23 protein-coding genes and 1 pseudogene are annotated in these 24,311 nt (G+C 70.4%); 15 read left to right on the forward strand and 9 right to left on the reverse strand.

Annotated features, from left to right (window positions below; translation table 11 throughout):
• Window positions 1–954 (forward strand): IS630 family transposase (locus G3I42_RS29735; RefSeq protein WP_164290847.1); only part of this gene is annotated, 954 nt, incomplete at its 5' end.
• Here G3I42_RS29735 and G3I42_RS29740 read toward each other — a convergent pair.
• From G3I42_RS29740 to murC, 4 genes are all read right to left on the reverse strand, one after another.
• The gene (locus tag G3I42_RS29740) at window positions 951–2,114 is read right to left on the reverse strand and encodes a hypothetical protein (RefSeq protein ID WP_164290848.1); all 1,164 of its coding nucleotides are present in this window, start codon (window positions 2,112–2,114) and stop codon (window positions 951–953) included. The two genes, G3I42_RS29735 and G3I42_RS29740, sit on opposite strands and share 4 nt — an antisense overlap.
• A gap of 53 nt (window positions 2,115–2,167) precedes the next feature.
• Complete coding sequence (gene murD / locus G3I42_RS29745) at window positions 2,168–3,523, reverse strand: UDP-N-acetylmuramoyl-L-alanine--D-glutamate ligase (RefSeq protein ID WP_164290849.1); 1,356 nt, start codon at window positions 3,521–3,523, stop codon at window positions 2,168–2,170.
• 68 nt (window positions 3,524–3,591) lie between these two features.
• A complete protein-coding gene (locus G3I42_RS29750; protein ID WP_164290850.1) occupies window positions 3,592–5,055 on the reverse strand; it encodes a UDP-N-acetylmuramoyl-L-alanyl-D-glutamate--2,6-diaminopimelate ligase in 1,464 nt (487 codons plus the stop codon).
• A gap of 31 nt (window positions 5,056–5,086) precedes the next feature.
• The gene (gene murC / locus G3I42_RS29755) at window positions 5,087–6,562 is read right to left on the reverse strand and encodes a UDP-N-acetylmuramate--L-alanine ligase (protein WP_164290851.1); all 1,476 of its coding nucleotides are present in this window, start codon (window positions 6,560–6,562) and stop codon (window positions 5,087–5,089) included.
• 208 nt (window positions 6,563–6,770) lie between these two features.
• Between murC and G3I42_RS29760 the strand changes: the two genes are divergently transcribed.
• Entirely contained in the window at window positions 6,771–8,153 is a 1,383-nt protein-coding gene (locus G3I42_RS29760) for a sporulation associated protein (RefSeq protein ID WP_343244705.1), read from the forward strand.
• 74 nt (window positions 8,154–8,227) lie between these two features.
• Here G3I42_RS29760 and G3I42_RS29765 read toward each other — a convergent pair whose 3' ends face one another.
• The 3 genes from G3I42_RS29765 to G3I42_RS29775 all read right to left on the reverse strand — a co-directional run bounded on the left by G3I42_RS29765 (window position 8,228) and on the right by G3I42_RS29775 (window position 9,741).
• Window positions 8,228–8,443, reverse strand: coding sequence for a DUF397 domain-containing protein (locus G3I42_RS29765; RefSeq protein ID WP_164290852.1), 216 nt, complete (start codon window positions 8,441–8,443; stop codon window positions 8,228–8,230).
• Between the two features lie 192 nt (window positions 8,444–8,635).
• Window positions 8,636–8,827, reverse strand: a complete 192-nt coding sequence (locus tag G3I42_RS29770; RefSeq protein WP_164290853.1) for a DUF397 domain-containing protein — start codon at window positions 8,825–8,827, stop codon at window positions 8,636–8,638.
• Window positions 8,824–9,741, reverse strand: coding sequence for a DUF5753 domain-containing protein (locus G3I42_RS29775; protein WP_164290854.1), 918 nt, complete (start codon window positions 9,739–9,741; stop codon window positions 8,824–8,826). Before G3I42_RS29775 ends, G3I42_RS29770 begins: the two co-directional genes overlap by 4 nt.
• Window positions 9,742–10,528: 787 nt before the next feature.
• Between G3I42_RS29775 and G3I42_RS29780 the strand changes: the two genes are divergently transcribed.
• From G3I42_RS29780 to G3I42_RS29835, 12 genes are all read left to right on the forward strand, one after another.
• Window positions 10,529–10,702 carry a hypothetical protein gene (locus G3I42_RS29780; protein WP_164290855.1) on the forward strand — a complete coding sequence of 58 codons (174 nt, stop codon included), beginning with the start codon at window positions 10,529–10,531 and terminating at the stop codon, window positions 10,700–10,702.
• Window positions 10,703–10,910: 208 nt separating this feature from the next.
• The gene (locus G3I42_RS29785) at window positions 10,911–12,092 is read left to right on the forward strand and encodes a murein peptide amidase A (RefSeq protein WP_164290856.1); all 1,182 of its coding nucleotides are present in this window, start codon (window positions 10,911–10,913) and stop codon (window positions 12,090–12,092) included.
• A complete protein-coding gene (locus G3I42_RS29790; RefSeq protein ID WP_164290857.1) occupies window positions 12,089–13,324 on the forward strand; it encodes a methyltransferase domain-containing protein in 1,236 nt (411 codons plus the stop codon). The genes G3I42_RS29785 and G3I42_RS29790 overlap by 4 nt, the downstream gene beginning before the upstream one ends.
• Before the next feature lie 100 nt (window positions 13,325–13,424).
• The gene (locus G3I42_RS29795) at window positions 13,425–13,934 is read left to right on the forward strand and encodes a DUF6082 family protein (protein ID WP_164290858.1); all 510 of its coding nucleotides are present in this window, start codon (window positions 13,425–13,427) and stop codon (window positions 13,932–13,934) included.
• Window positions 13,935–14,152: 218 nt separating this feature from the next.
• Window positions 14,153–16,033 carry a glycoside hydrolase family 15 protein gene (locus G3I42_RS29800; protein WP_164290859.1) on the forward strand — a complete coding sequence of 627 codons (1,881 nt, stop codon included), beginning with the start codon at window positions 14,153–14,155 and terminating at the stop codon, window positions 16,031–16,033.
• Window positions 16,030–17,145, forward strand: coding sequence for an ATP-binding protein (locus G3I42_RS29805; RefSeq protein WP_164290860.1), 1,116 nt, complete (start codon window positions 16,030–16,032; stop codon window positions 17,143–17,145). The genes G3I42_RS29800 and G3I42_RS29805 overlap by 4 nt, the downstream gene beginning before the upstream one ends.
• On the forward strand, window positions 17,142–18,074 hold the full coding sequence (locus tag G3I42_RS29810) for a DNA-binding protein (RefSeq protein ID WP_239096771.1): 933 nt from the start codon (window positions 17,142–17,144) through the stop codon (window positions 18,072–18,074). The genes G3I42_RS29805 and G3I42_RS29810 overlap by 4 nt, the downstream gene beginning before the upstream one ends.
• Window positions 18,071–19,276, forward strand: coding sequence for a murein peptide amidase A (locus G3I42_RS29815; protein ID WP_164290861.1), 1,206 nt, complete (start codon window positions 18,071–18,073; stop codon window positions 19,274–19,276). The genes G3I42_RS29810 and G3I42_RS29815 overlap by 4 nt, the downstream gene beginning before the upstream one ends.
• On the forward strand, window positions 19,273–19,545 hold the full coding sequence (locus G3I42_RS29820) for a hypothetical protein (RefSeq protein ID WP_164290862.1): 273 nt from the start codon (window positions 19,273–19,275) through the stop codon (window positions 19,543–19,545). The genes G3I42_RS29815 and G3I42_RS29820 overlap by 4 nt, the downstream gene beginning before the upstream one ends.
• 278 nt (window positions 19,546–19,823) lie before the next feature.
• Window positions 19,824–20,021 (forward strand): hypothetical protein, encoded by a 198-nt coding sequence (locus G3I42_RS29825; RefSeq protein WP_164290863.1) that lies wholly within the window; start codon window positions 19,824–19,826, stop codon window positions 20,019–20,021.
• Between the two features lie 150 nt (window positions 20,022–20,171).
• Entirely contained in the window at window positions 20,172–20,711 is a 540-nt protein-coding gene (locus G3I42_RS29830) for a hypothetical protein (RefSeq protein WP_164290864.1), read from the forward strand.
• Between the two features lie 210 nt (window positions 20,712–20,921).
• Window positions 20,922–21,107 (forward strand): hypothetical protein, encoded by a 186-nt coding sequence (locus G3I42_RS29835; protein ID WP_164290865.1) that lies wholly within the window; start codon window positions 20,922–20,924, stop codon window positions 21,105–21,107.
• Window positions 21,108–21,159: 52 nt separating this feature from the next.
• Here the strand turns inward: G3I42_RS29835 and G3I42_RS29840 are convergent, their stop codons facing one another.
• Window positions 21,160–22,557 carry a solute carrier family 23 protein gene (locus tag G3I42_RS29840; protein WP_164290866.1) on the reverse strand — a complete coding sequence of 466 codons (1,398 nt, stop codon included), beginning with the start codon at window positions 22,555–22,557 and terminating at the stop codon, window positions 21,160–21,162.
• A 193-nt stretch (window positions 22,558–22,750) separates the two neighbouring features.
• On the opposite strand from G3I42_RS29840, the pseudogene G3I42_RS29845 reads away from it, so the two are divergent.
• A pseudogene (locus tag G3I42_RS29845) lies at window positions 22,751–24,028 on the forward strand (solute carrier family 23 protein); the annotation flags it as partial.
• Window positions 24,029–24,095: 67 nt separating this feature from the next.
• On the opposite strand, the gene G3I42_RS29850 reads toward G3I42_RS29845, so the two are convergent.
• Window positions 24,096–24,311 (reverse strand): glycoside hydrolase family 6 protein (locus G3I42_RS29850; protein ID WP_164290867.1); only part of this gene is annotated, 216 nt, incomplete at its 5' end.

Here is a 24,311-nt window from a genome sequence, read left to right on the forward strand (position 1 = left end):
CTGCCGAACGCGCGTGTCGCGGACGACGTGGGTGTCTCGCGGGAGACGGTGCGCAAGTGGCGGTCCCGGTTCGCCGCGGACCGGCTGGAGGGCCTGGTGGACCGGCCACGCTCGGGGGCGCCGCGGAGGATCACGGACGAGCAGGTCGAAGCCTTGGTCGCCAGGACGCTTGGCCAGGCGCCGCCGACCGGTGATTCGCACTGGTCGACGCGTTCGATGGCCGAGGCGGAGGGCATGTCGCAGTCGGCCGTCTCGCGGATCTGGCGGGCGTTCGGTCTCAAGCCCCACATCGTGGAAACCTGGAAGCTGTCGACCGACCCGCAGTTCGTGACCAAAGTCCGCGACGTGGTGGGTATCTACCTGTCCCCGCCGGAGAACGCCCTGGTCCTGGCGGTGGACGAGAAGTCGCAGATACAGGCACTGGACCGAACCCAACCGGTGCTGCCGATGGCGCCGACCACGCCGGCGAAGATGACGCACGACTACGTTCGGCACGGCACAACCAGCCTCTTCGCCGCCCTGGACATCGCCTCAGGCTCGGTCATCGCCCAGCACTACCGCCGACACCGCCACCAGGAGTTCCTCCGCTTCCTGAAGGTCATCGACGCGGCTGTCCCCCAGCACCTCGAACTCCACCTGGTCCTGGACAACTACGCCACCCACAAGACCGAGCCGGTCAAGAAGTGGCTGCTGCGTCACCCCCGCTTCCACCTGCACTTCACCCCCACCTCGGCGTCGTGGCTCAACCTCGTCGAGCGCTGGTTCGCCGAGCTGACCTCCCGCAAACTCCGCCGCTCGGCCCACCGCAGCGTCGTCGAACTCGAAAGGGAAATCCGCAGCTGGATCAACGAGTGGAACAAGAACCCTAAGCCGTTCATCTGGACGAAGACCGCCGACGACATCCTCGACACCCTCGCCGCATACTGCACACGAATTAACGACTCAGGACACTAGACGGCCCGGTTGCCCGGGATGGTCAGTGGGACGCTGCCGGTGGCCTTCCCGGTCCAGTAGTGGTCGTTCGCGTTGGCTGCCGTCCGGACCCGTATGCGCAGGGTCTGGGCGAGGTTGTTGGCGGGTGCGGTGGGGATCGGGGCGAGGAAGGTCAGGGTCTTCGAGTCCGGGTCCCAGCTTCGCGGTACCTCTGTGACGCCCAGCTTTTCGAGGTGGGCGGTGATCGCGTTCTCGTTGACGGGCGGCGCCGGCTCACCCTTCTCGCAGAGGGCGCGTTGGGCGGCCGGGCAGTGGTTCTGTTTCTGGCAGACCGCCGAGCCGAGGATGTGGAAGCGGTCGGGCTGGTCGAGGACGTAGGAGAGGGCGCAGGTGTTGGTCTCATAGATGGGATAGTCGCCGTAGGTGTCGGGCAGGTGGGGAAGCATGGCGCGCATCTGCTCGGGCCAGACGGAGGAGGCGCGTTCGACGTCGTCCTTGTCCTTGTCGGCGAGTTCGGGCCACAGCCCGGTGAGGAGTTCGTGTCCGCCGGGTTTGACCTTGAGGCCGATGGCGACGCTGCACCGGGCGTACTGGGTGACGTGGTCGAGGACGCGGGTGACGGCCTCGGGGGTGGAGTTGGTGGGGAGGAACGGGCGCCAGTAGTGGATCACGGGGGTGCCGATGCGGTGCAGGGCGGGGAAGTTGGCGCGGAGCGCGTCGTGGTCGATGCCCTGCTCGACATCGGGGCCAAGGCCGGAGTACGACAGGTAGACGATCACCCGAAGTCCCTTGCGCTGGACGGTCTCCAGGCAGGTGAGGACGTCGGCGGTGAAGGCGCACTTGGTGATGAGGCAGACGGGGTTCGGGATGCGTTCGGCGGCCAGGGCGTGGAGCAGCTTGATGAGGTGGGCGCGGTTGGGCGGGGTGGCGAGGGCGTCGGTGCAGGTGTAGAGGGCGAGGACGGCGTCGCGGTGGTAGTAGGGGCTCGCGAGGAGCTGTACGACCGTGTCCTGCGGGGTGGCGACCTCGACGGGCTTGACCAGGGTCTGGCCCCGGTCCTTGAGGTAGCAGTATCCGCAGTTCTTCGGGCAGCCCTGGCGCGGGTTGATCGCGATCCAGGACTCGTGCTGGTCGATGACCGGCTCGTAGAAGCGGGACGCGAGGGGGATGCTCTTGGGCATGGATGTCTCCCGGATCGGTGATGTCGGGGCCTCGGCAGGGGGCGGAGGAGCGGTCAGCCGAGGACGAGCTGCTTGAAGAGGGCGCCACGGGTGAGGTAGTCCGGGGTCATGTCCCAGGTGTGGGTCCCGGGGCTGAACACGACCGCGTCTCCGGGCTCGGCCAGGTCGCGCGCGGCAGCGATGGCGTCGGTGAAGTCCTCGGTGACGGTGGTGGGCAGGTCGAGGCCGCCATCGGTGAGGGCGCGGTGGATCGCGGCGGCGGTCTCGCCGAAGAGGACGAGGTGGCGGACGCGGCGCATGGCGGGAGTCGCGAGCGCGGTGAAGTCCGCGTTCTTCGTGTCCTTGCCTCCGGCGATCAGGACGAGGGGGCGGTCGTCGAAGGCGCTGACGGCGTGCAGGGTCGAGAAGGGGTTGGTGGCCTTGGCGTCGTTGTAGTAGGCGACGCCCGAGCGTTCGGCGACGAACTCCAGGACGTGTTCCTTGCTCCGGTAGGCGCGCGCGGCTTCGGCGATGGCCTGGTCCCCGACGCCCCACAGAAGCGCTGCGGCTGCCGCCGAGACGACGTTGGCCAGGACGCCGCGGGCCGTGAGGTCGGCGGTGGGGAGCAGCTTCCGTTCGTTCCCCTCTTGGCGGGCGAAAATGTGCCCGTCCTCGACGTAGACGCCGTCGAGCCTTTGGGGCAGGGGGCCGAGGGCGCTTGTGTAGAGGAGGCGTCCGGGGACGGCCGTGGCGAGGCCCCGGGCGGTGGGGTCGTCGTAGGAGACAACGGTGGCGCTCGCGTCGGTGTGACGGCGCAGGATTTCGCTCTTGATGCCGTGGTAGGTCTGCCAGGAGTAGAGGTTGCGGTGTTCGGGCTGGATGTTGGTGATCACCGCGATGCTCGGGGCGAAGGCGTGCACGTTCTCCAACTGTGCGGCGGAGACCTCCAGGACAAGGACGTCGGCGGGCTTGGCGGCGGCGAGTGCCGGGGCGAGGGGGATGCCCATGTTGCCGGCGCGGTGGGCGGTGATGCCGCAGGAGCGGAACATGTCCGCGATGAGCGCGGTGGTCGTTCCCTTGCCGTTGGTCCCGGTGACCGCGACGATCGGGCAGGGCGTGAGGTGGTGGGCGAGTTCGATCTCGCTCCAGACGGGGACCTGGGCTTCGGCGGCCCGGTGGAGGACCGGGTGGCGGGCGGGGATGCCGGGGCTGCGGATGACGAGGTGGTAGTCGGCGGGGTCGGGCGCAGGGCCGCCGAGCTGGTAGTCGACCGGGTGCGCGGAGAGACGGGCGCGGGCGTCGGTGAACGCGCCGGCCTCGCGCTGGTCGTGGACGGTGATGCGGGCTCCGCGTTCCGCGCACAGAGTGGCGGCGGATTCGCCGCTGATGCCGAGGCCCAGGATCAGGACGCGGGCGTGCTTCATCTGCATGGCGGCCCCCTTCGGGGCGAGTGGGTGGGGCGTCCTGACCGCGAGCGGGCGGACGCCCGACTCACGGGTCAGGCCGCTGTGTCGGTCAGCTCCCGCACGACGGCCATGTCCTCGAAGGGCAGGGCTTGGTCGCCGACGAGTTGGTAGGTTTCCGCGCCCTTGCCCGCCACGAGGACAGTGTCGCCGGGCTCGGCGAGGATCAGGGCGCGGGCGATGGCGGCGCGGCGGTCGGTGATCCGGTCGTAAGGGGTGCCGGTGGTGCGCACGCCGCGTTCGACGGCGTCGAGGATGGCCTCGGGGTCTTCGGTGCGCGGGTTGTCGCTGGTGATGACGACGTGGTCGGAGAGACGGCCGGCGAGGGAGCCCATGGGGATGCGCTTGCTGGCGTCGCGGTCGCCGCCGCAGCCGAAGACCGACAGGAGACGGCCGGAGCTGACCTCCCGCAGGGTTCGCAGGGTCTTCTCCAGGGAGTCGGCGGAGTGCGCGTAGTCGACGACGATGCTCGTGCCGTCGGCGAGGCGCAGGGTCTCCATACGGCCCGGGATCTGTGGCAGCGTCTCCAGGGCGTGGAGGGCGGCCTTGATTTCGTAGCCGAGCCGGTGGCACACGGCGACGGTCGCGGCGGCGTTGGCGACGTTGAAACGACCCGGGATGGGCAGGTGGGCGGGGTACTCCTGGCCGTCGTGCACCAGGAGGAAGCGGGTGCCGGTGGCGGAAACCTCGAAGTCGCGGGCGGTGAAGTCCGCAGGCCGGTCGATGGCGAAGGTGGTCGCCTGCGGCATCCGCTCCAGGATCTCCTTGCTGACCGGGTCGTCCACGTTGATCACCGCGTCCGATGACAGTCCGGAGAAGAGCAGGAGCTTGGCCTCCTTGTAGGCGTCCATGGTGCCGTGGTCATCGAGGTGGTCAGGGCTCAGGTTCGTGAACACGCCGATGTCGGTGAAGGCGTGATCGAGCCGGTGCTGCCACAGCGCCAGAGAGGATGCCTCCATCACCACCGTCCCCGCGCCCTGATCAGCCATGTACCGCAGGATCGGCTGAAGTTCGACGGCCTGCGGGGTGGTCGGCGTGGTCGTCTCCAGCTGGACGGGCACCCCGCCGACGCGCGGGCCGCCGGTCCCGATCACGCCGACCGGTGCCGTACTGAGCGCGGCGATGACCGCCTCAAGCATCGCCGCTGTGGACGTCTTGCCGTTGGTGCCGGTGATGGACACCACCCGCATGCGCCGCCCCGGTTCCCCATGGAGGCGCGAGGCCGCCAGGGACGCGGTCGCCGGGGTGCTGTGCACGCGGGCGATGGTGAGAGCGGAGGGGAGGGGGTGCGCGGTGCTGCTCACGAGAGCGGCGACCGCGCCCCGCTCGGCGGCCTGCTCCAGGTGAGCGTGTCCGTCCACCCGCCGTCCCGGCACCGCCACGAAGAGGAAGCCGGGCCGCACCTGCCGCGAGTCGGTCGCGATGCCGGTGACGACGGTGTCGGCGTCCCCCTGGAGGAGGTCGTGCGGGTGTCCGGCAAGCAGTGCGGCAAGCTTCATCGTGGAGCCCCTCGGGTTCGGCGGCGGTGCGCTATGCGGCGAAATCTTCCTCATTCCACCACCGCGAGGCCCGGCGCTGCCGGTATTCGGCCGCGAGACCCGCGAGGTCCACCGGTCCGAGCGTGACCAGGATGTCGCCGCTCTCCAGACGCGCGGTCAGCAGGTCGAAGATCCGCTCCCGGTCGGGGCGGCCGTCCCGGTCCGGGACGTACACGACGTCACGGCCCTTGGCGGCCATGTTGGCCACCAGGTCACGGGCGTGCTGCCCGAAGGTCTCGGTGTCGCGGCCAGGGAAGATGTCGGTCACGATCACGTGCTCGGTCGTGGTGAAGACGCCCGCGTACTCGGCGAAGTTGTCGCGCACCCGGCTGAAGGAGTTCGGGCGGAGGACGACCGTGATCCGGCCGCCCTGCGCCAGCCCGCGTACCGCTTCCATGGTTGCGGTGGCCTCGCCGGTGCTGCACGCCAGGTCGTCCCAGACCGCGATGCCGTCCGCGTTGCCCTGGTACTCCAGGCGGCGCGGGGCTCCGGTGAACTGGTTGAGCGCGGGGCCCACCTTTTCGAGGGGCAGGTCCAACTCGCTCGCCAGCGCGAAGGCGGCGGCGACGTTGAGGATGTTGTGCCTGCCCGGGAGAGCCGGCTCCAGGCGCACACGGCGCCGTCCGGGGCCGCCGATGGTGAAGGTGGCACGTCCCGCCTTCCAGACGACGTCACCGATCCGGTAGTCGGCGTCCGCGGCGAACCCGACACTCACCCTCCGGACCGCTGCTGGAACCTCCAGAAGCCGGGCGCGCGGGCAGTCCGCCCCGACCACCACCAGGCCGCCGGGCCTGGTCCGGGCGACGAACCGCGCGAACGCCTCCTCAATGGCCCTGATCCCGTCGGTGAAGAAGTCGCCGTGGTCGTGGGAGATGTTCAGCACCACGGCCGCGTCGGGCTCCAGGAACCGGAACGCCTCGTGGTACTCGCACGCCTCGGTGACGAAGGGACCGTCCCCGAGACGGAAGTTCCCGCCGTCGGTGAAGTCGCCGGCCCGAGTGCCGACCGCGACCGTCGGGTCCAACTCACACGCCAACAACATGCGGCCGACCAAGGACGTGGTGGTCGTCTTGCCGCTGGTCCCCGCGATGGCGATCCGCTGTTCGGCGGCGTCCGCCATCCCGCCCAACAGCACGGCTCGGTCCATGACCGGCACGTCCGTCTCGCGGGCGCGGACCAGCTCAGGGTTGGTGGGCTCCACAGCGGCGGACGTCACGACGACCAACTGCGTGGCCGCAGGGACGTTGTCGGCCTGATGCCCGATCGTCACCGTGATACCCGCGTCGGCGATGGTCTTCGTGTTCGGCCCGGACACCCGGTCCGAGCCGGTCACGGTGTAGCCCTGGTGGTGCAGCATCAGGGCGAGGCCGCTCATGGAGCAGCCGCCGATGCCGACGAAGTGGATGGGCCTGGACTGGTCGAGTTCGGCGAGATCACCAGTGGTGGCGCCGCTCGGCGTAGCGAACATCGTGGCTCCTTCGGGGTGGGGAGCAAGACCTTCTCCCGGAGTGACCGGGGAACTCAGGAAACCCTCCGGAGCCCCCGTGCCGACAGCTCACAAGGGGGGCTCACACATCGCGAATTCCGTTGTGTTGTGCGCGAGTTCGCTCACACGCGGAGCGCCCGGGGCTAGGCTCCTCTTCCCTGTAAGTCCGCCGCGGAGAAGGGGGATCGCTGTGACTCGGTGGCAGGACCGCGAGTGGGAGCCGAACGAGGACCTGGCCAGGCTCCTGCGGGCATCGAAGTTCGGGCACGAAGCGCTGGCGCTGCGCGTGAACGAACTCGCCCGGCAAGCAGGTAAGGACACGCAGTACACCCATACGAGTGTTACGAACTGGGTGACCCGAGGCATGATCCCCCGCGGACCGGTACCCGCCTGCATAGCCGCTGCGCTGGGAGAACGGCTGGGGCGACGGGTCGACGTGGCAGAAATCGGCATGGACACGCCGTCTTGCGGGAATCGGTCAATGGGGTTGGATTTCCCGCGTGACCCAGCCGACGCCGTACGCGGCGCCATCGCCTTCTGGAGAGACGTGGACCGCCGAAAATTCCTGAACAACACCTTCGCCGTGGGTGCCTTCACCATCCCCGTCACCCGATGGCTCTCGGTCCCCGCCGACGCCGCCTCCGGCCACCACGGTGCACGGCGCGTGGGACGTGGGGACCTCGACGAGCTGTGGCAGGCCGTCGAGGAGGCGCGCCTGTGGGACAGCCGGTTCGGCGGAGGAAACTGGAAGGCCAGCTCGACCGCCCAGTGCCTGCGCCAGCGTGCCACCCCCCTCCTGCAAGGCACCTACACCGAGCGCGTCGGTCAGGAGCTCTTCCGCGTCACCGCTGAACTCTCACGTCAGATCGGGTGGTCGGCCTTCGACAACGGTCAGCACGACGCCGCACAGCGCTACCTCATTCAGGCACTTCGGCTGGCCCGTGCTGCCGGAGACGTGGAGGTCGGCGCGTACGTGCTCACCACCATGTCCCTGGCAAGTTTTCTACGCGGTCACCCAGTCGAAGCGGCCGACATGGCCGAAGGCGCCTACGAACGGGCCAAGGGCATCGCAGGACCCAAGGTGCTCTCCTTCGCAAGGCTGGCCGAGGCCCGCGCCCTGGCACGTGCCGGCCACGCAGGAGCCGCGAAGACAGCCCTTGCCCGATCCGAGGAACTGCTCAACCAGGCGCAGCCGGACCGTGACCCAACATGGATGGCGTACTACTCGGCCGAGCGCCTCGCCACCGACGCCACGGAGATCCACCGCGACTTGGGTGACCCCGCCGCCGCACTCCGCTGGAGCCGACGGGCGGACACCATGCCCGCGACCCGCTACACCCGCGCGGTGGGCATCCGCCTCGCAGTGGAGGCCGACTCCCACTTGCAAAACAACGACCTCGAACAAAGCCTGGCCGTCGGACACCGTTCCGTCGAACTGCTCTCCCGCGTCCACTCCGCCCGCGCGCACAGCTACGTTCGTAGCCTTACTGAGGCGCTGGCGCCGCAGAAGAAGGACGAGCGAGTGCAGGAGTTCATCGGCCACGCCCGGCGCGAGCTGGCGTTCGCCAGCTAGGTGCTGTCCGGCGGATCATGTGATCTGGCGGGCATGATGGTGGCGGGACACCATCGGGCGTCCCGCCACCATCATCAGGCGTCCCGGTTGTTCTTCAGCGAGCCTACGAAGGCGTCGAAGACCGTGCTCGGCAGCACCAGCACCGCGCCAGCCGACTGCTTCGAGTCGCGTACTCCGACCAGGAGCGTGCGCCGGGCGATCTCGACGCAGTTGCCACCCGTTTGATCGCTGTAAGCGGACCGGCGCCAATCACGGAACTGCGTAGAGCCAGGGGAGAGGTGTTGTGACACTTGCGAGGCTCCTCACTGCATCTCTTATTTGATAGAGGAGGGGAGGGCGGCTTCGGCGTCGAAGCCAAACCGGCTCCTCGCCGTACCAGTCGACCTTGCCGGTACGGCGAACAGGCGTCTCGGCCCGGAGATTCGGCCTCGCAGTAGGCCCTGCCGCTCACTCCCGAAGAGGCAGGGCCCACCGCGCTTCTCTCAGTTCGTCGACCGCAGGAAATGTCCCCAGGCAGCGGGGCTTACGCGGAACGGGCTGCGTGCCATGTCCTTGGAGTCGCGGACGTGTACGGCCGTGGGGGTAAGGCCGACCTCCACGCAGTTACCGGTCCCTCCGCTGGAGTACGAGGACTTGATGAAAACCAGACGGCCCTGGTCTTGGGGGTTGGTCACGTCGTGACCCTCTCTTCTGCGAGGTTGTGCAGGTACTCCGGCGTGTCCGCCGGCGCCAGCGCGTAGCTGGACATCTCATTGAACATGTTTGTGAACCGTTCGAGTTCACGGGGCTTGTCGGTTGTGCTCACCGCGCCCCACACCGTGTCCGCTTGGACGAGATCGCGCAGTGGGGGCCTCAGGCGCAGGATGGTGAAGTCGTGCTGGACACGGTAACCAGTGCTCACGAGGGGGAGCACTTGGATATCGACGTGGGGAAGGCGGGACAGGAAAGCCAGGTCCTCCCACTGCTTGAGCATGATCTCCCGGCTCCCGACGTGCGCCCGAACCGCTGCCTCGCTCAGGATGACTCGCAGCCGTACCGGCTTGGGCTGTCGGTGAAGGATGCGTCGTTTCCGTTCAGCCCGAAGTTCCACGTGCTTGGCGATGAACCCCGCGGTGGTGTCGGCGAGGATCTGTTCCGCCTGATACGTGGCCAGAGCGTACTCCGGTGTTTGCAGCAGTCCGTGGATCGCCGTGGGGTGGTAGACGAGGGCTTCGACGGCTTCGCCTTCGAGGCCGACGTAGGCGGTCATGCTCGCCGTCATGTAGGGCCGGAAGGCGACCGTCCAGTCCCTCCTGTCACGGTCGTTGGACCACAGACCGAGAAGCCGCTCCTGCTGCTCGTCGTCGATCTCGTACAGGTCCATCAGGGCCTGAAGGATCGGCTTCGTCCGAACGGCCGTTTCGGTCCCCTCGATCGCCACGAGGGTGCGTTCGCTTATGGGGTAGCCGCGCTCGTTGAGCATGTCGGACGCATACTTCCTGGTCATCGGCTTGCCGTCAACGTAGTTGCTCAGCCTGGACGCCTTTAGGAACGCGGCCAGCTCAGCGCGGTTCGCACTCCCGGACCGCTCCTCACGCTTCCTGGTCATGGGTAAAGCTTCCCTTCCCCGTCACGGTTCTTCCCTCCGTCAGCAGATATGAACGCCCATCAGCAGTTCCGTACCGCCTCTCAGCACGTTCGTGGGCTTCCCAGCAGGTCCTGAAGCCGGTCAGCAGGTTCGGCAGGCCGTCCGGCAGGTAGCGGCATATGCCAAGCAGGACCTTCTTGTAATTACAACGGAGATTCCACTTGTAAGCACTGATCTGGCGGTTCCACCGTAGAGGAAACGCAGTCGCTTGGCGGGCCGAGAGGCACTCGAAGGGCGTTGCGCTGTAGCTGACTTGGCTAGCGGCCTCCGCCGCTCATCCCGCAGGGGAGCCCAGCCAAGTGCTGGTGAGTCCGCGTCCTGAGCGCTCCTGTCTCCGACCGGTTCGGCTCAGAGCAGTAAGGAGTGATGCCGTGAGCTTCCCGATGACCTCGCCTCAGGGAGGCGGTTCTGTTCGTGTCACGACGTACGGGATCGGAGAGGACGAGTCCGAGTATCCGGCGAACTGCGGCTGCAAGATCCACGGCGGCGACCCGTGCCCGCAAGTCAGGCTGTCCGCACGAACCGCTCGTCAGACGGCGCCGCGTTCGAGCCAGACCTCAACGCCGTAAGTGACGGCACGAGCTGGACGGCCCGTTTCGGGTTGGGCAGCGAGTTGCTCTCGGCGGAAGGCCACTGCCGCGCAGAAGTCGTCCGCGCATGTCGACTATCAGGTCCGCGCTCGATGGCGCCCCGCTCATGCGGCGCGGGCCGCTCTCCTACCCCTTCCCTCACCCCGAGGAGTTCGTCGATGTCCCCGAGCACGAAGACCCGTCGGCAGTTGCGGAGACAGAGTTCTCGCCCGTCGAGGTGGCAGCGCTGGATCGAGAGCGGCTGGACGGGGGCGTTCGTCGCCTTCGTGGTTCTTCTCGGCCTGCCGCTCCTGTTCCTGCACCTGGCCTTGGCGTCGCGTTCCGGCGTCTGAATGCTCCCGCTGTCGCCCCGGCCCGGTCCCCGGGGCGACGGCGGGTTCCACCTCATCTCGACCGTTCCTGCCTGGAGTTATCTCCGTGACCAGTCTTGCGTCCGTCTCCGCGTTCTCCCGTCCGCCTCGTCCGTCCGCTCACCGCGTCCTGCCGGGGAGACAGTTCTCGGAGTGGGCCCGGAGGCTTGCCTCCCGCCATCACCCGCGGATGGAACACCGCCTGCTCGGCCGTACCGAGGCGGGGCGGCCGATCGAGGTGCTGACGGCCCACGCCGTGACCCCCGCGACGACGCCCCGGGACGCGGTGGTTCTGCTCGGCGCTCATCCCGACGAGGACACGGCATGGTCGGGCCAGGTGCTCATCCAGCGTCTGGCCACGGACCCGGGGCCGCTCGCCGGTCTCACGGTCCACGTTGTGCTGTGCGCGGACCCGGACGGCGCCTACCTGAACCGCCGCAGAGGCGGGTCGTCGCTTGCCACGTACTTCCTGCCCGGGGGGTACCACCGTCCGGCGACCGGCGAACAGTTCTCCCTCCAGCTTCCCTTGCCCGGGGCCGACGCGCCGGGCAGGAGGAAGGAGCTGGCCGCCACCTCTGCGTTGCGGACGCTGTTGGATGAGGTCCTCGACCGGCCGGACGCGCCTCCGCTCATCATCGATCTGCACCGCTGCCTGGCGGGCGGTATGTACGCGATGAGCACCGAGCGGCAAGGCGCGCTGCACTCTCGTCTCGCTCGTGTGGCACGGACCGTGGGTCTGCCGCTCGAACTCGGCGGAGAGGCGACCGGGGACAGGCTGGGCCCGTCGGTGGGCGCGGGCGTGTTCCTCGCGGCGCCCGCTTCGGACTTCACCCGCAGCGACGTGCTGGGCAGCCCCGCGCACTATGCGAAGGCGCTCAACCCGGCGTCGACGTCGCTTCTGATCGAGGTGCCGACGTTCCTCGTCGACCCGGTCGCGTGCGGTGCCCGGGAGATGGCCCGGTGGGTGCGGGAGACGGATCGCGCCGTGCGGGAGTGCCGGCGCCAGCTCGGCGACATCTCCCGGTCGGCGGTCGGGCGGGCGTACCTGGACCGCGAGGACGTGCTCTGCGCGGTGGCCGACGAGCTGGACGCGTCGGTCAAGAGGGACGGTGCGGACGCGGTGAGCGGGCCGTGGCCCGTGTTCGCCACGCTGCGCACGACGGCGCAGCTTGCCGGGACGGCCCTGGCCGTCGGCGTCCGGCGGCCCCAGGGCGAGGAGGCGCAGGCGCTTCACGCGCGCACGGTCGCGTGGGCGCAGCAGGCGACGAACGCGCGGGCCGTCCCGCAAGGACAGGCCGCCATGGCGCATCTCGTCGCCGTCGCCGTCGCCGTGGCAGGCGAGGCCGGACTCGGGATGGTGCAGCCCCGGTGAGCAACGCGTCCTTCTCCTTCTTCACGCCGCCCCCCGAGCCGTCCCGCGCCGACGTGCCCCTGGCGGCCGAGGACGCTCCGCCTCGTTCGGTGCTCGACGATCCCGGTGTCCTCGCCGTGGCCTCGCGCGAGGTGCGGTCCGCGGTGGAGGCGGTCCGCCGTACGGACTTCCTGCGCTCGAAGGCGTGGGTGTCTCTGGGCGACGGTGTCTACAAGCCCGTCAACGAGAGCAGGGACAAGCGCGCGTGGTACGCGGCGACCCGGTCCCACCGGCCCCTGGTCACCGCGTGGGACGACGAGCCCATGGAGGCCCCCAACCCCGCCGTCCATCTTCCGAGCGACGCGCTTCCCCCGGCATCACTCGTGGAGCGGATGGTGCTGGAGCTGGGCATCCCCTCCGGTCCCGGCACGCGGGTGCTGGAGGTGGGAACGGGCAGCGGGTACACCGCCGCGCTGCTCGCGCACATGATGGGCCCCGGCGCGGTGACGAGCGTCGAGATCAACCCGGTGGTCGCCGCGCTCGCCGAGCGCAGACTCGCTCGACTGCACATCCCGGTGCGGGTGGTGCACGGCGCCGGCCTCGACTACCGGCACGACGGGCGCTTCGAGCGGGTCCTGGTGACGTGCGGGCTCAGAACGATCCCGCACTCGCTGATCCGCTCGGTCGAGCCCGGCGGTGTCCTCCTCGTCCCCTTCGGGCCCGCCTTCATGAACGCGCAGGTCCTCGTGCGCTTCACGGTGGCCGAGCACCGTCGTGTGCACGGGAGGATCATCGGGCCGGTCGTCCAGGACGCCCTGCCGTGGTCCTTCGACGCCCGCCATGCCCAGCCCGCGCAGTGGTCGCCCCGCGTCCCCACCCGCCACGACGCCGTCCGGCTCCCGCAGGACTTCATGCCGCCCGGGTTCCCGCTCGGACTGTTCGTGACCGGGCTGCGCGTACGCCACCTGCACGGCGCGCTGTCCCGGGGCGCCGCCGGACAGCGCATCCTCACGCTGCGGGACACCGACCCCGCCGCCCGCGAGCCGAGCCTCGCCCACATCGCGGTCGGCCCCGGCCGCAGCCACGCCACGGTCACCGAGTACGGGCCCCGGCCCCTCGCCGAGGACGTCCTCGCCGCCTACGAGTGGTGGCGCGCGCTCGGCAAGCCCGCCCTGAGCACCTTCAAGATCACCGTCACCGCCAAGGGGACGCGGGTCTGGCTCGACACGCCCGCGAAGAGCTGGCCGCTGTGACCCTCCGCCCTCTCCGCCCTTGCTTCCCGCTCGGTCGCCGACGCGCCACCGCAGCGGGCCGCCCACACCCGGGCACTCACCATCGAAGGAGCACCACCCAGTGAAGAGCACCCAGTTCGCGCTCCTCGGCCTCGCCGGGGCCGCGCTGACCGCCACCTACTTCGTGACCGGCTACCGGCACGATCAGCGTCTCGACCAGGCCCAGGAGCACCACGAGGAGTGGAGGACCATCGCGTCATCCGCGCAGCACCGGGACTTGATCGACACTTTCCTCCAGGACCCGGACGGCGTCCTCGTGATGGCCGGAGACGAGTCCCGCACGGAGCAGACCCGCTCCGACATGGTCTGCAACAGCCAGTTCAGCTACCTCACCATGCTCTGGTGCACCGGTCAGATCGCGGCGGAGCACCTGCGCGATCAGGCGCGCGTCCTCATGGGCTTGCCCGCGTTCCACGCGTACTGGGAGCGGCACGGCCGCGCCCGCTGGGACGACACGGCGCGTCTGCGGCAGTTCAGCACGGTCATGGAGCGCGCGTACCAGGCGCAGGCCCAGGCGCAGGCCGAACGCCTGAAGGACCCGGTGCTCGACGCGGAGAGCACGACGAGCTGATCCGTCTTCGCCCCTCGTGCGCACCGGGTCCTTGCCCGGCGTGCACGAGGCGGCCCTTGCCCCCTCGTTTCCGCCGTCGCGTTGTTGCCTCCCCGGCGGCCGGAAGCCCGGGGCGTATCGAGCACACCGGCACCGCCCCGCACGCTCCTTCGCGCATCCGCGAGCCCCCTGGGGCGGCCTGCCCCTTCCACCCCCGCACCGTCCACGGAGACCTCCCCATGACCACTTCCCTCCCGATCGAGCGCTACGGCCTCATCGGCAACACCCGCACCGCCGCGCTCGTCGCGGACACCGGCGAGATCGACTGGCTGTGCGAGGGCGCCTTCGACGGCCCGGCCGTCTTCGCCGCGCTCCTGGGCGGGCCCGAGCACGGCACGTGGCGCCTCGCCCCCGCCGCCGCCCCGCAGCACGGCTCGGAGCGAGGGGCGGGGGTGAGCATGTCGCGCCGCTACGTGCAGGACTCCCTCGTCCTGGAATCCGAGTGGCGCACGACAACCGGCGCGGTGCGGGTGACCGACTTCATGCCGCTGACCGCCGGGACGACGCAGGTGATACGGATCGTCGAGGGCCTGGTCGGCGAGGTCGCGATGGTCTCCGAGCTGCGGGCGCGGCCCGGGTATGGGCGGGTGGTGCCGTGGGTGCACGAGGAGGGTGGCCGCATCGTCGCCGAGGGCGGCGGGGTGGCGGTCTGGCTGGACGGCCCGTGCCGCCAGAGGGAGATCGACGGCGATGTCGTCGGGCACTTCGTCGTGGCGGCCGGGACGAGCGTGGCCCTCGCCCTGAGCGTGGCCCCTGCCCACGAGGCACCGCCGCGCGTACCGGACCCCGACGCCACGCTCGTGGAAACGACTTCGTTCTGGCGGGAGTTCGCGTCCCGCTGCACCTACCGGGGCCCGCACTGCGAGGCGGTGGTGCGCTCGGCCCTGACCTTGAAAGCGCTCACGTACGCGCCGAGCGGGGCGATCGTCGCCGCGCCGACGACGTCGCTGCCCGAGGAGATCGGCGGCGAGCGGAACTGGGACTACCGGCACGCGTGGGTGCGCGACAGCGCGGGCACGCTCGCGGCGCTGATCGGGGCCGGCTACCGCGAGGAGGCCGTCGCCTGGCGGAAGTGGCTGCTGCGCGCCGTGGGCGGCGGGCCGCTTCGGATCATGTACGGGCTGCGCGGTGAACACGATCTTCCCGAGCGCGACCTCTACTGGCTGCCCGGGTACGCCGGGTCGGCTCCGGTACGGGTGGGCAACGGGGCAGCCCAGCAGGTGCAGCTCGACGTGTACGGCGAGCTGATCGAGACCCTCTACCTCGCGCACGAGGCGGGGATCGCCCACTGCGAGGACACCGCCGCTCTGCACCGTCGGCTCGTCGCGCAGGTGGAGGCGTCGTGGCAGCAGCCGGACGCGGGCATCTGGGAGGGCCGGGGAGCCTTGCGGCACTACGTCCACTCGAAGGTGATGCTGTGGGTCGCCGTGGACCGCACGGCCCGCCTCGCCGAGGACGGCGACCTCCCTCTCGACCCGGCTCCGCTGCGCGAGCTGGCCGCCCGGATTCACGCGGAGGTGTGCGAGAGGGGCTTCGACCCGGCCCGCAACACGTTCACGCAGTCCTACGGCTCCACCGACCTCGACGCCGCGCTCCTCCTCATCCCGGCCGTGGGCTTCCTGCCCGGGGACGACCCCCGGGTGCTCGGCACCATCGACGCCGTACGCGAGCAACTCGCCACTCCGGACGGGTTCGTGTACCGCTACCCGACCAAGGGCGGCACGGTGGGCGCGGACGGACTCGCGGGCGACGAGGGCGCCTTCCTGCTCTGTTCCTTCTGGCTTGTCGATGCCCTCGCCCTCAGCGGCCGTATCGAAGAGGCCCGCCCCTTGTACGCGCGTCTGCTGGGGGTGCGCAACGATCTGGGGCTGGCCTCCGAGGAGTATTCCCCGGGCGCGGGCCGTCTGCTCGGTAACTTCCCCCAGACCTACACCCACGAGGCGATCGTCCGCAGCGCCCTTCTCCTCCAGCGGGTCACTGCCCGGGGCGCGCGGGACGTGGAGATCGCGGCGATCGAGGAGATCACCCCGGCGCTCGTACGGACGGGGGCCGGGCGATGATCGGGCTCGCCCTGGTGGCCGTCTTCGCGTTCGCCGTGCTCGCGACCGCCCTCCCCCTCGCCCGCAGACGGCCCAAGCAGGCCCTTCAGCAGGCGCGTGCCGACGAAGAGCGAAAGAACGCTCAACTGCGTGCCGCAGAAGTTGCATTGGGCGACGTGGCGCGAGCCCTCGTGGCGGGTGGCCGCGTGGAGACGGCGTTCCCGCCGCAGCTTAGGGACACCCCCTTGGCGACCGCGTTGTACCGGGTGCTTTCCGGGGTGTCCACCGCCGTCTCGCTCGGCGTCGAGGCCGCGCGCCAGGAGGCGCGCGTGCGGGTGGAGCAGGTCCGGGCGATCGCAGAGCGCGAACAGCAGGAGTATGTATCCGCCTTGCGTGCCGTGGTCGCGGACCTGGCCCACCGTGCGGGCCCCGCCCGGCCGTCGGACGTACCGCGCACGCACGAAGCGCACGACGTGACAGCAGGGGACCCCGGCGCCCGGGGTGCGGCGGCAGTCCTGCTCGCCGCCACCAACTACGCGATCCTCGCAGGCAGTCGGCTCGCGCCCGCAGGGAGGCCGTCGAGCCTGGCCGACCTGGTGCGGACCTCGTGCGTGCGGGCTGGTGTCACCGAGCGGGTGCGCCTCGCCCAGATCCCCGAGGTCATGGTCCGCGGGGAAGCGGTCGAGGGCCTTACCCACCTCCTGGCCGCGCTGCTCGACAACGCGAGCCGCGCCTCCACCACCGTCCAGGTGGCCTGCGAACCCCGGCCCGACGGCTCGGCCTACCTGCTCGTGGACGACGCCGGACCCGGCATGACCGAGCAGCAACTCGCCGCCGCGCGAGGCTTGCTGAGCGAGGCCGGGGCCGAGGTGCTGCTGCACCTGGGCGCGCGCCCGCAGCTCGGCCTGCGCACCGTCGGAGCGCTCACCCGGCACCTCGGCATCGGCACCGACCTGATCAGCCCCGCCCCCTGGGGCGGGACCCGGGTGGTCCTAGCCCTGCCCGGCGCCCTGCTCGCCCACCCCGCCCCACCCCGCGAGGGCGGCGAGGCGGTGGGCGGGGGCCGGCGCGGGACGGCCGAGGAGTGGATCGCGGGCACCCGCCGCGCCCGCACGCAGGAGACACACCGATGAACACTCACCCGCTCCCCGCTCACGGCCGGGCAACGTGGCTTCCCCCAGCACAAGCCCGGGTCGCGCGTCTCGCGGCGGCCGGGTGGGGCAACAGCGAGATCGCCGCCCGCACCGGCCTGCCCGCCCTCCGCGTGAACACCCTCGTGCAGCAGCTACGGGAACGACTCCGCCTTCCGGACAGCGCCTCACGCGCGATGCTCGTCCACCAGCTCCTCGCCCAGCGCTACATCCCCGTCCCCGCCCGCGACGGGCGACCCGCCCTGATCCCCACGGAGGCGCGCCTCGTGCGCGCGTGGGGCGAACACGCCGCCCGCCTTGCGGTCGCCGACGCCCTCACCATGCCTCCCGGAGAGGTCGACCTGTGGACCCGGACCCTGCTGCGCAAACTCCGGGCTCGTAGCACGCCCCACCTCGTCGCGCTCGGCCACGCCCTGGGCGTTTTCGCCAGCCCCTCCCTCGGCGCGAACGAGCCTCTGCCCGTCCGGCCCGGCCTCCTGTCGCCCGCCCGCGCCACCGCCCTCGGCCTCGCGGCCCGCGGCATGGGCAGAGAGGAAATCGCCTCGCTCCTCCACGTGAGCCCCGAGACCGTCACCCACCACCTCAAAGCCTCTCGGGCCGCCCTGGGATGCCCGCCGGGAACGGCCCTCCACGTCCTGGTGCACACCCTCTTCGCCACGGGCGCGGCCACCCCGCCCACCATCGCCGCCCCGGCCCCGCCCCTGACCGCCGCCCAACTCCACCTGTGGAGGGCGATCGCCACGAATTCGCTGTCCTCGGACATCGCCCGCGCCGTCGGCACCACGCCGCAAGCGCTCCGGCCCGCCGTCGGCCGCCTCACCGCGCACGCGGGCACCGACAGCGCCCTCGGCCTCGTCGTGCGCGGCCACGCCTGGAACTGGTGGGACTGGAAGGAAACCACCACCACATGAACCACGAACCCACCCACCCCGAAGCGCCGAACGCCCTGACCCGGCTCGCCCTGGACCTCGACCGCGCCTACCCCTGGTGCACCTACCGCATCCTGGGCACCACCGACGGCGGACGCCCCCTCCAGGCCCTGACCGTACGCGGGGGAAGCGACCGCACCGTCGTGGTCCTCGCCGGAGCCCACCCCGACGAGGACACCACCCACTCCCTGTTCCACCTCGCCCTCCGCCTTGCCACACAGCCCGCCCTGCGCACGGGCGTCACCTGGCACCTCCTCCTCGCCGCCGACCCCGACGGCGCCGCCCTCAACCACCCCCGCCGCTCACCGGGCATCACCGGCTACTTCGATCACACCGCCTTCTACCGGCCCACCACCGACCGGCAGCCGTTGTGGAACTTCACACTCCAGGACCCGCCGGGCTTCACGGAGCCGAAGACCACCCTCGTCCTGCGCGCGCTCCTCGACGAGACCCGGCCCGATGTGCTGGGCGACCTCCACGACAGCCTCTCCGGCGGCGCCTACACCCTCACCACCCACCCCCACACGCCCACCACCGTTCTGACGCCGCTCGTCGCGGCACGGGCCGGGGTTCCGCTCGCGGTGAGCGGCGACGAGGGCGGCGACCCCCTCACCCACCAACTGGGCCCCGGCGTCTGGCTCGCACCCGACGACGGCGGCTTCGGCCCCGGCCGCCGCACCAGCGCCTGGCACTACGCCGCCCACCACCACGCCACCCTCGGCGTCGTCATCGAGGCCCCCACCTGGATCGTCGGCCCCGATCGCGAGGACGGCCCGAAGAGTGCCCACCGCCTCCGGGACGCCCATGCACGGCTGGCCGCCTGCGCGGACGCCCTGCCCGACCTCGCCCTCACGCTCCACGGCGAAGCCGTCCGCGCGCGCCTCGGCCTGCTCCTCCCCCTAGCCGACCAGGAAGACGGCCGCGAGCACTCCATCGGCCCGGTCACCGACTGGACGATCCTGCGCGTCAGCACCGCCCTCGCCGCACATGCCATCGAGACCGACGGCCCGGAAACCGCCGTCGAAGCCGCCGTCGACCTCCACCACAACCTGCTCACCTCCACCAAGGCGCGCCTGCGCTATCGCGCCGTCCCCCCGTCGGCCAGGGTCGCCTACCACCTCGGCGCCCTCATCGCCGCTGTGCACGGCGCACCCGGCCTCGAAGCCCTCTGGAGCCGCCCGTGAACCCACCACCCGAACCCAGGCGATGGGTCTCCCTGGGCGAGATCATCGGCGCCCCACCACCCCTGCACTGCAAGCGGGACGAGAGCTTCCGCGCCGCCCCGGCCACCCCGTTCAAGGCCGGAACGCCGGAGGACGAAGCGGCCGAGCGAACCGCGCGCGATGCTGGCTACATCCCGCTGGAGCCCCCGCCGGCGGACCGGCACGCCGGATGGCGCTGCCGCTGCGCGACCTGCGGAGCCGACCGCCGCCCCTCCCCCGCCGCCATCTAACGCGGCACCCGCTGCCGCCACTCAAACGGCGGACGCCCACCACGAATCTGACCAGCCTCGCCCGCCCCCGTGCCGACCGAGCACTGCGGACTGTCGCGGAGGCAGTCACGTGAACGTGCAGAGGGGCACGGACGCTTGCTGCGCAAGGCGGTGGAGGCCGATGCCCGGGGGGACTTCCCCGGGCGACGGTTGACCTCCGCGTGCTGGCCGCACTCACCCTCCCACCGATCCTTCGCCGCCGATCAACATCCCGCCCCGGCTTCCGAGAAACTGGGGCAATGTCCAGGACGACAAGTCCCGCCCCCTACCAGCCGCCCACGACTCGCGTCGCGGGCGGCCTCGTCAGCCTGCCGCTGCTCTCCTTCCGCCTGGCCCAGTTCCCCGGCAGGGCGGCTGAGCCCCCGTCGCCGTCCCGGCTGCGCGTGGCGAACCGCCCGCGAACGCCCTTTTGCCGGGACGGCGAGGAGCTCCGTTGACCCACAGCCCTTCGCGGGGAACTTGTCAGTTCCGTTCGCAGCAGCTCCGGCCCGAGGGCCGGGACAGAACCCAATCGCCTGCGCGGCTGATCACCCTGTCGGTATTGTGCGCAAACGATCCCGTTCACCGGCTCGGGAAGGCAAACACCCGTGACGTCCCCCTGCGATCCCTCTCTGGCTCCAGCCGGCGACGTGAGCGCGGCCCTCATGCTGGTCGACTCCCGGCTCCAAGCCATCTATGAAGGCCACACCGGCGCGGATGCGGACGCGCAGGCGCTCACGCGGCAACTCCTCGAATCTCTGGGGCGCGGCGGCGCCCGCGATGTGCTGGACGGAATGTGCACGCTGATCTACGTGTATGTCTGCTGGCTGCGGGAGGTCGCCGAGGATCACGGGAAGGAGATTGTCGCCTTCCTCATCCCTTCCCTGGTCGAAACGATGCGCATGATGCCCAGAGCTTTCCCCGCTCCGACGATCCCGACCGCGACCGCCTTGGTGCTCGCCGCCGCGACCGACCTGAGCCCCAGCCTGTGGCGCACGCAGTACGGCGGCTGGACTGCACAGGAGATGATCCCGCTCGAAGCGACCGCCGTTCTCCTCGCCGAGCGGATCAACCGCATGACCGACGACCACGATTTCGCTGCCCGGCTCGTCACTCAGCTACTCGCGGACGTGGATGCGGACAGTTGAGGATCACAGGCGGTGAGCCTGCCTCGTGACCGTGGCCGTCGAAGGCTCCGCTCCTGACAATCCGCCCTGTCTGCAAGTACCTTGCGGACTATGGATCATGGAAGTTCGTGGCGATTTCCGCAGCCTCGTGCGCTGAGGGACCTGGCACATGTGGAGCCATCGGTCAGCAGCAGCGGCCGGTTCGTTCTGAACAGCCTGGCGATCATGGGGATGTACCGGATCGAAAGTGCAGCCGAGCAGGCCGAGTCACCTCGTGACGCGCAGATAGAGATCGCTCTCACGCCACACCAGTGGCAGCACGTCCTCCTCGTGCTGTCGCAGGACGGCAGCGGCCGGTCCCGGGAGCTGCTGGAGGCCCTTGCGGGATGGAACAGCTCGGAGGAGCACACGGAGTAGGGGACCGGCGGAGCGGAAGGCTAAGAGCGGCGCCGGTGCCCGCCCCACCCTGTCACCGCTCGTTTCCCTCCGGCGCGTCTGAGGAGTCCTCGTCCCTCGTCGTGCCTACTTCAAGAAGCGGTTCCTGCGACGTGCCGCTGATCCTGGAGAGCCAGCCGAGGCCGTGGTAGCCGGTGAGCACCAGCAAGGTGCCGAGGGCGATGCCGCTCAGCTCGAAGTCATCCGTGATCTTCAGCGACACCCCGCCGACGCCGACGATCACGCCGGCCGCGGCCGGGATCAGGTTGATTGGCTGACTGAAGTCGACCTTGTTGCGAATCCAGATCTGGGCACCGAGCAAACCGATCATGCCGTACAGGATGACCGTGATGCCGCCCAGCACACCGCCCGGGATGACGGCGACGAAGGCTCCGAACTTCGGGCACAGCCCGAAGAGAAGCGCGAAGAAGGCGGCGCACATGTACGCGGCGGTCGAGTAGACGCGGGTGGCGGCCATGACGCCGATGTTCTCGGCGTAGGTGGTGGTGGCCGGGCCACCGGCGACGGTGGAGACCATCGTCGCCGCACCGTCCGCGGCGATGGCGGTACCGAGCTTGTCGTCGAGCGGTTCGCCGGTCATCTCGCCGACCGCCTTGATGTGGCCGGTGTTCTCGGCCACCAGGGCGATCAGCACCGGAAGTGCGACGACGATCGCGGACGCGCTGAACGTGGGCGCGTGCATGTCGGGGAAGCCGACCCAGGCCGCTTCCTTGACCGAGGTCAGATCGAGGCGCCAGTGATCCACGACCTTGCCGCTGCCGTCGGCGGAGTGGATCTTCCCGAGAGCGAGGTCGAGGATCCAGGACAGCAGGTAGCCGAAGACCAGCCCGAGGAAGATGGCAATGCGCGACCAGAACCCCCGGAGGACGACGAGCGCGAGGCCGGTGAACAGCATCGTGGCCAGCGCTGTCCACTGGTCCTGTGGCCAGTACGTGCCTGCGGTCACCGGAGCGAGGTTGAAGCCGATCAGCATGACGACGGCGCCTGTGACCGCCGGAGGCAGCACGGCGTGGATGACCTTGGCGCCCAGATACTGCACAACGACGCCGACCGCGGCGAGAGCGAGACCCACCACGAACAGGGCACCGGTGAGCTCCGCCGGACCACCGCCCTGACTTCCGATGACCCCTGCCACACCGATGAAGGAAAGCGACGATCCCAGGTAGCTCGGAACCCGCCCACGCGTGATGACGAGGAACAGCAGGGTCGCGACGCCCGACGCCATGAGTCCGAGGCTGGGGTTGAGACCCATGAGCACCGGGGCCACAAAACATGCGCCGATCATCGAGACGACGTGCTGCGCGCCCAACCCGATCGTGCGGGTCCAGGTGAGCCGCTCGTCAGGCATGACGACCTCACCGGGTTTCAGATTCCGGCCGTCTCCGTGCAGCTTCCACCCGAAATCCGACATAAAGGCTCTCCGTTCGTTTACCTGCCGAACGGAAAGTACACGATCGGGGGTCGGTCTCCCCCACCAGAGCGGCGCCGGGCCGAAACCAACTACCACGTCGTGACCTGGCCCTATTGCTGTGACTCCCACGAGTGGCGCCCCCGCAGCAGTCCGTGAGTCCGCCCCCTTCGCAGCTGAGCCATGCACAGAGGTTGCGACATTCGTCGCCCCGGTCCTCATGGGCCTCGACCCGAACCTCGCGATCATGATGTCCGGCGTTTCGACGGCGATCTTCCTGCTCGCGACGCGCGGAAAGGTGCCGAGCTACCTCGGCTGCTCCCTCTCCTTCGTCGGCGTGGCGGCCGTCATCCGGGCCCAGGGCGGCTCCAGCGCGGTCGTGACGGGCGCGGTCTTCGCCGTCGGCGTGCTGCTCTTCCTCGTCGGGCTCGCGGTGCGGCACTTCGGGGCGCGGATCATCCACGCGGCGATGCCGCCGGTCGTGACGGGCGCCGTCGTCATGCTCATCGGCTTCAACCTGGCCCCCGTCACGGCGTCCACGTACTGGCCGCAGGACCAGTGGGTCGCGCTGCTCACGATGCTCTTCACAGGGCTCGCGGTCGTGTGCCTGCGGGGGTTCTGGTCCCGGATCGCGATCTTCCTCGGGCTCGTCTTCGGCTACGTCCTCTCCTGGGGCTTCGACCGGATCTTCGGCCGTATCCACTCGGCGGACGGCAGCGGCAAGACCGTCGACCACTGGCGGCTGAACCTGGACGCGGTGGGCAAGGCCGACTGGATCGGGCTGCCCGACTTCCACGGCCCGCACTTCCAGTGGTCGGCGATCCTCGTCGCGCTGCCCGTCGTGATCGCGCTCATCGCGGAGAACGCGGGGCACGTCAAGGCGGTCGGCGAGATGACGGGCGAGAACCTGGACGACAAGCTCGGCACGGCGATCTCGGCGGACGGCTTCGGCTCGATGCTCTCGACCGCCGTGGGCGGCCCGCCGAACACGACGTACTCCGAGAACATCGGCGTCATGGCGGCAACGCGCGTCTACTCCACGGCGGCGTACTGGGCGGCGGCCTGCTTCGCGCTCCTCTTCGGCCTGTGCCCCAAGTTCGGCGCGGTCGTCGCGGCGGTCCCCGGCGGGGTGCTCGGCGGGATCACCGTCATCCTGTACGGCATGATCGGGCTGCTCGGCGCGCAGATCTGGCTCAGCGCCAAGGTCGACCTGCGCAATCCGCTCAACCTCGTGCCGACGGCCGCGGGCATCATCATCGGCGTCGGCGGTGTCTCGCTGAAGATCTCGGACAACTTCGAGCTGAGCGGCATCGCGCTCGGCACCCTCGTGGTCATCACCGGCTACCACGCGCTGCGGGCCCTCGCCCCCGCCCACCTCAAGACGCAGGAGCCGCTGCTCGACTCGGGAACGTCGTCGTACGACACGGCCGAGACGGACGACGAGCGCGCGACCGGGGCCCGCAAGGGCGAGTAGAGCGGGCGTGACGCGCGGCCCCGTACGGGAATTCCGTACGGGGCCGCCGTCCGTCACGGGCCCGCCCTCACCCCCGTACGAGCGCGTAGGCCGCCTCCGGGCTGAAGGTGCCGGGGGCCGCCGAGCAGCCGTCGGACTCGCCGGGGAGCTTCACCCACAGGTAGGCGTCGACGCGGGCCTGCCCGGTGCGCAGCGTCGGCGGGGTGCCGAGCGCGCGCCCCGCCGGGTCGCACCACGCGCCGCCGGGCGGGGCGCCGTTGCCGTTGCGGCTCGTGTCGACGAC

It is taken from the genome of Streptomyces sp. SID11385 (assembly GCF_010548245.1).
Lineage (GTDB): Bacteria > Actinomycetota > Actinomycetes > Streptomycetales > Streptomycetaceae > Streptomyces.

Excerpts from the sequence above, each read along its gene's own strand:
- G3I42_RS29740 (WP_164290848.1), bottom strand. The coding sequence starts at position 2,114 with ATGCCCAAGAGCATCCCCCTCGCGTCCCGCTTCTACGAGCCGGTCATC.
- G3I42_RS29800 (WP_164290859.1), top strand. The coding sequence starts at position 14,153 with ATGACCACTTCCCTCCCGATCGAGCGCTACGGCCTCATCGGCAACACC.
- G3I42_RS29835 (WP_164290865.1), top strand. The coding sequence starts at position 20,922 with ATGTACCGGATCGAAAGTGCAGCCGAGCAGGCCGAGTCACCTCGTGAC.
- G3I42_RS29750 (WP_164290850.1), bottom strand. The coding sequence starts at position 5,055 with ATGAAGCTTGCCGCACTGCTTGCCGGACACCCGCACGACCTCCTCCAG.
- G3I42_RS29810 (WP_239096771.1), top strand. The coding sequence starts at position 17,142 with ATGAACACTCACCCGCTCCCCGCTCACGGCCGGGCAACGTGGCTTCCC.
- G3I42_RS29785 (WP_164290856.1), top strand. The coding sequence starts at position 10,911 with ATGGAACACCGCCTGCTCGGCCGTACCGAGGCGGGGCGGCCGATCGAG.
- G3I42_RS29805 (WP_164290860.1), top strand. The coding sequence starts at position 16,030 with ATGATCGGGCTCGCCCTGGTGGCCGTCTTCGCGTTCGCCGTGCTCGCG.
- G3I42_RS29815 (WP_164290861.1), top strand. The coding sequence starts at position 18,071 with ATGAACCACGAACCCACCCACCCCGAAGCGCCGAACGCCCTGACCCGG.
- G3I42_RS29825 (WP_164290863.1), top strand. The coding sequence starts at position 19,824 with ATGTCCAGGACGACAAGTCCCGCCCCCTACCAGCCGCCCACGACTCGC.
- murD (WP_164290849.1), bottom strand. The coding sequence starts at position 3,523 with ATGCAGATGAAGCACGCCCGCGTCCTGATCCTGGGCCTCGGCATCAGC.
- G3I42_RS29775 (WP_164290854.1), bottom strand. The coding sequence starts at position 9,741 with ATGACCAGGAAGCGTGAGGAGCGGTCCGGGAGTGCGAACCGCGCTGAG.
- G3I42_RS29840 (WP_164290866.1), bottom strand. The coding sequence starts at position 22,557 with ATGTCGGATTTCGGGTGGAAGCTGCACGGAGACGGCCGGAATCTGAAA.
- G3I42_RS29780 (WP_164290855.1), top strand. The coding sequence starts at position 10,529 with ATGTCCCCGAGCACGAAGACCCGTCGGCAGTTGCGGAGACAGAGTTCT.
- murC (WP_164290851.1), bottom strand. The coding sequence starts at position 6,562 with ATGTTCGCTACGCCGAGCGGCGCCACCACTGGTGATCTCGCCGAACTC.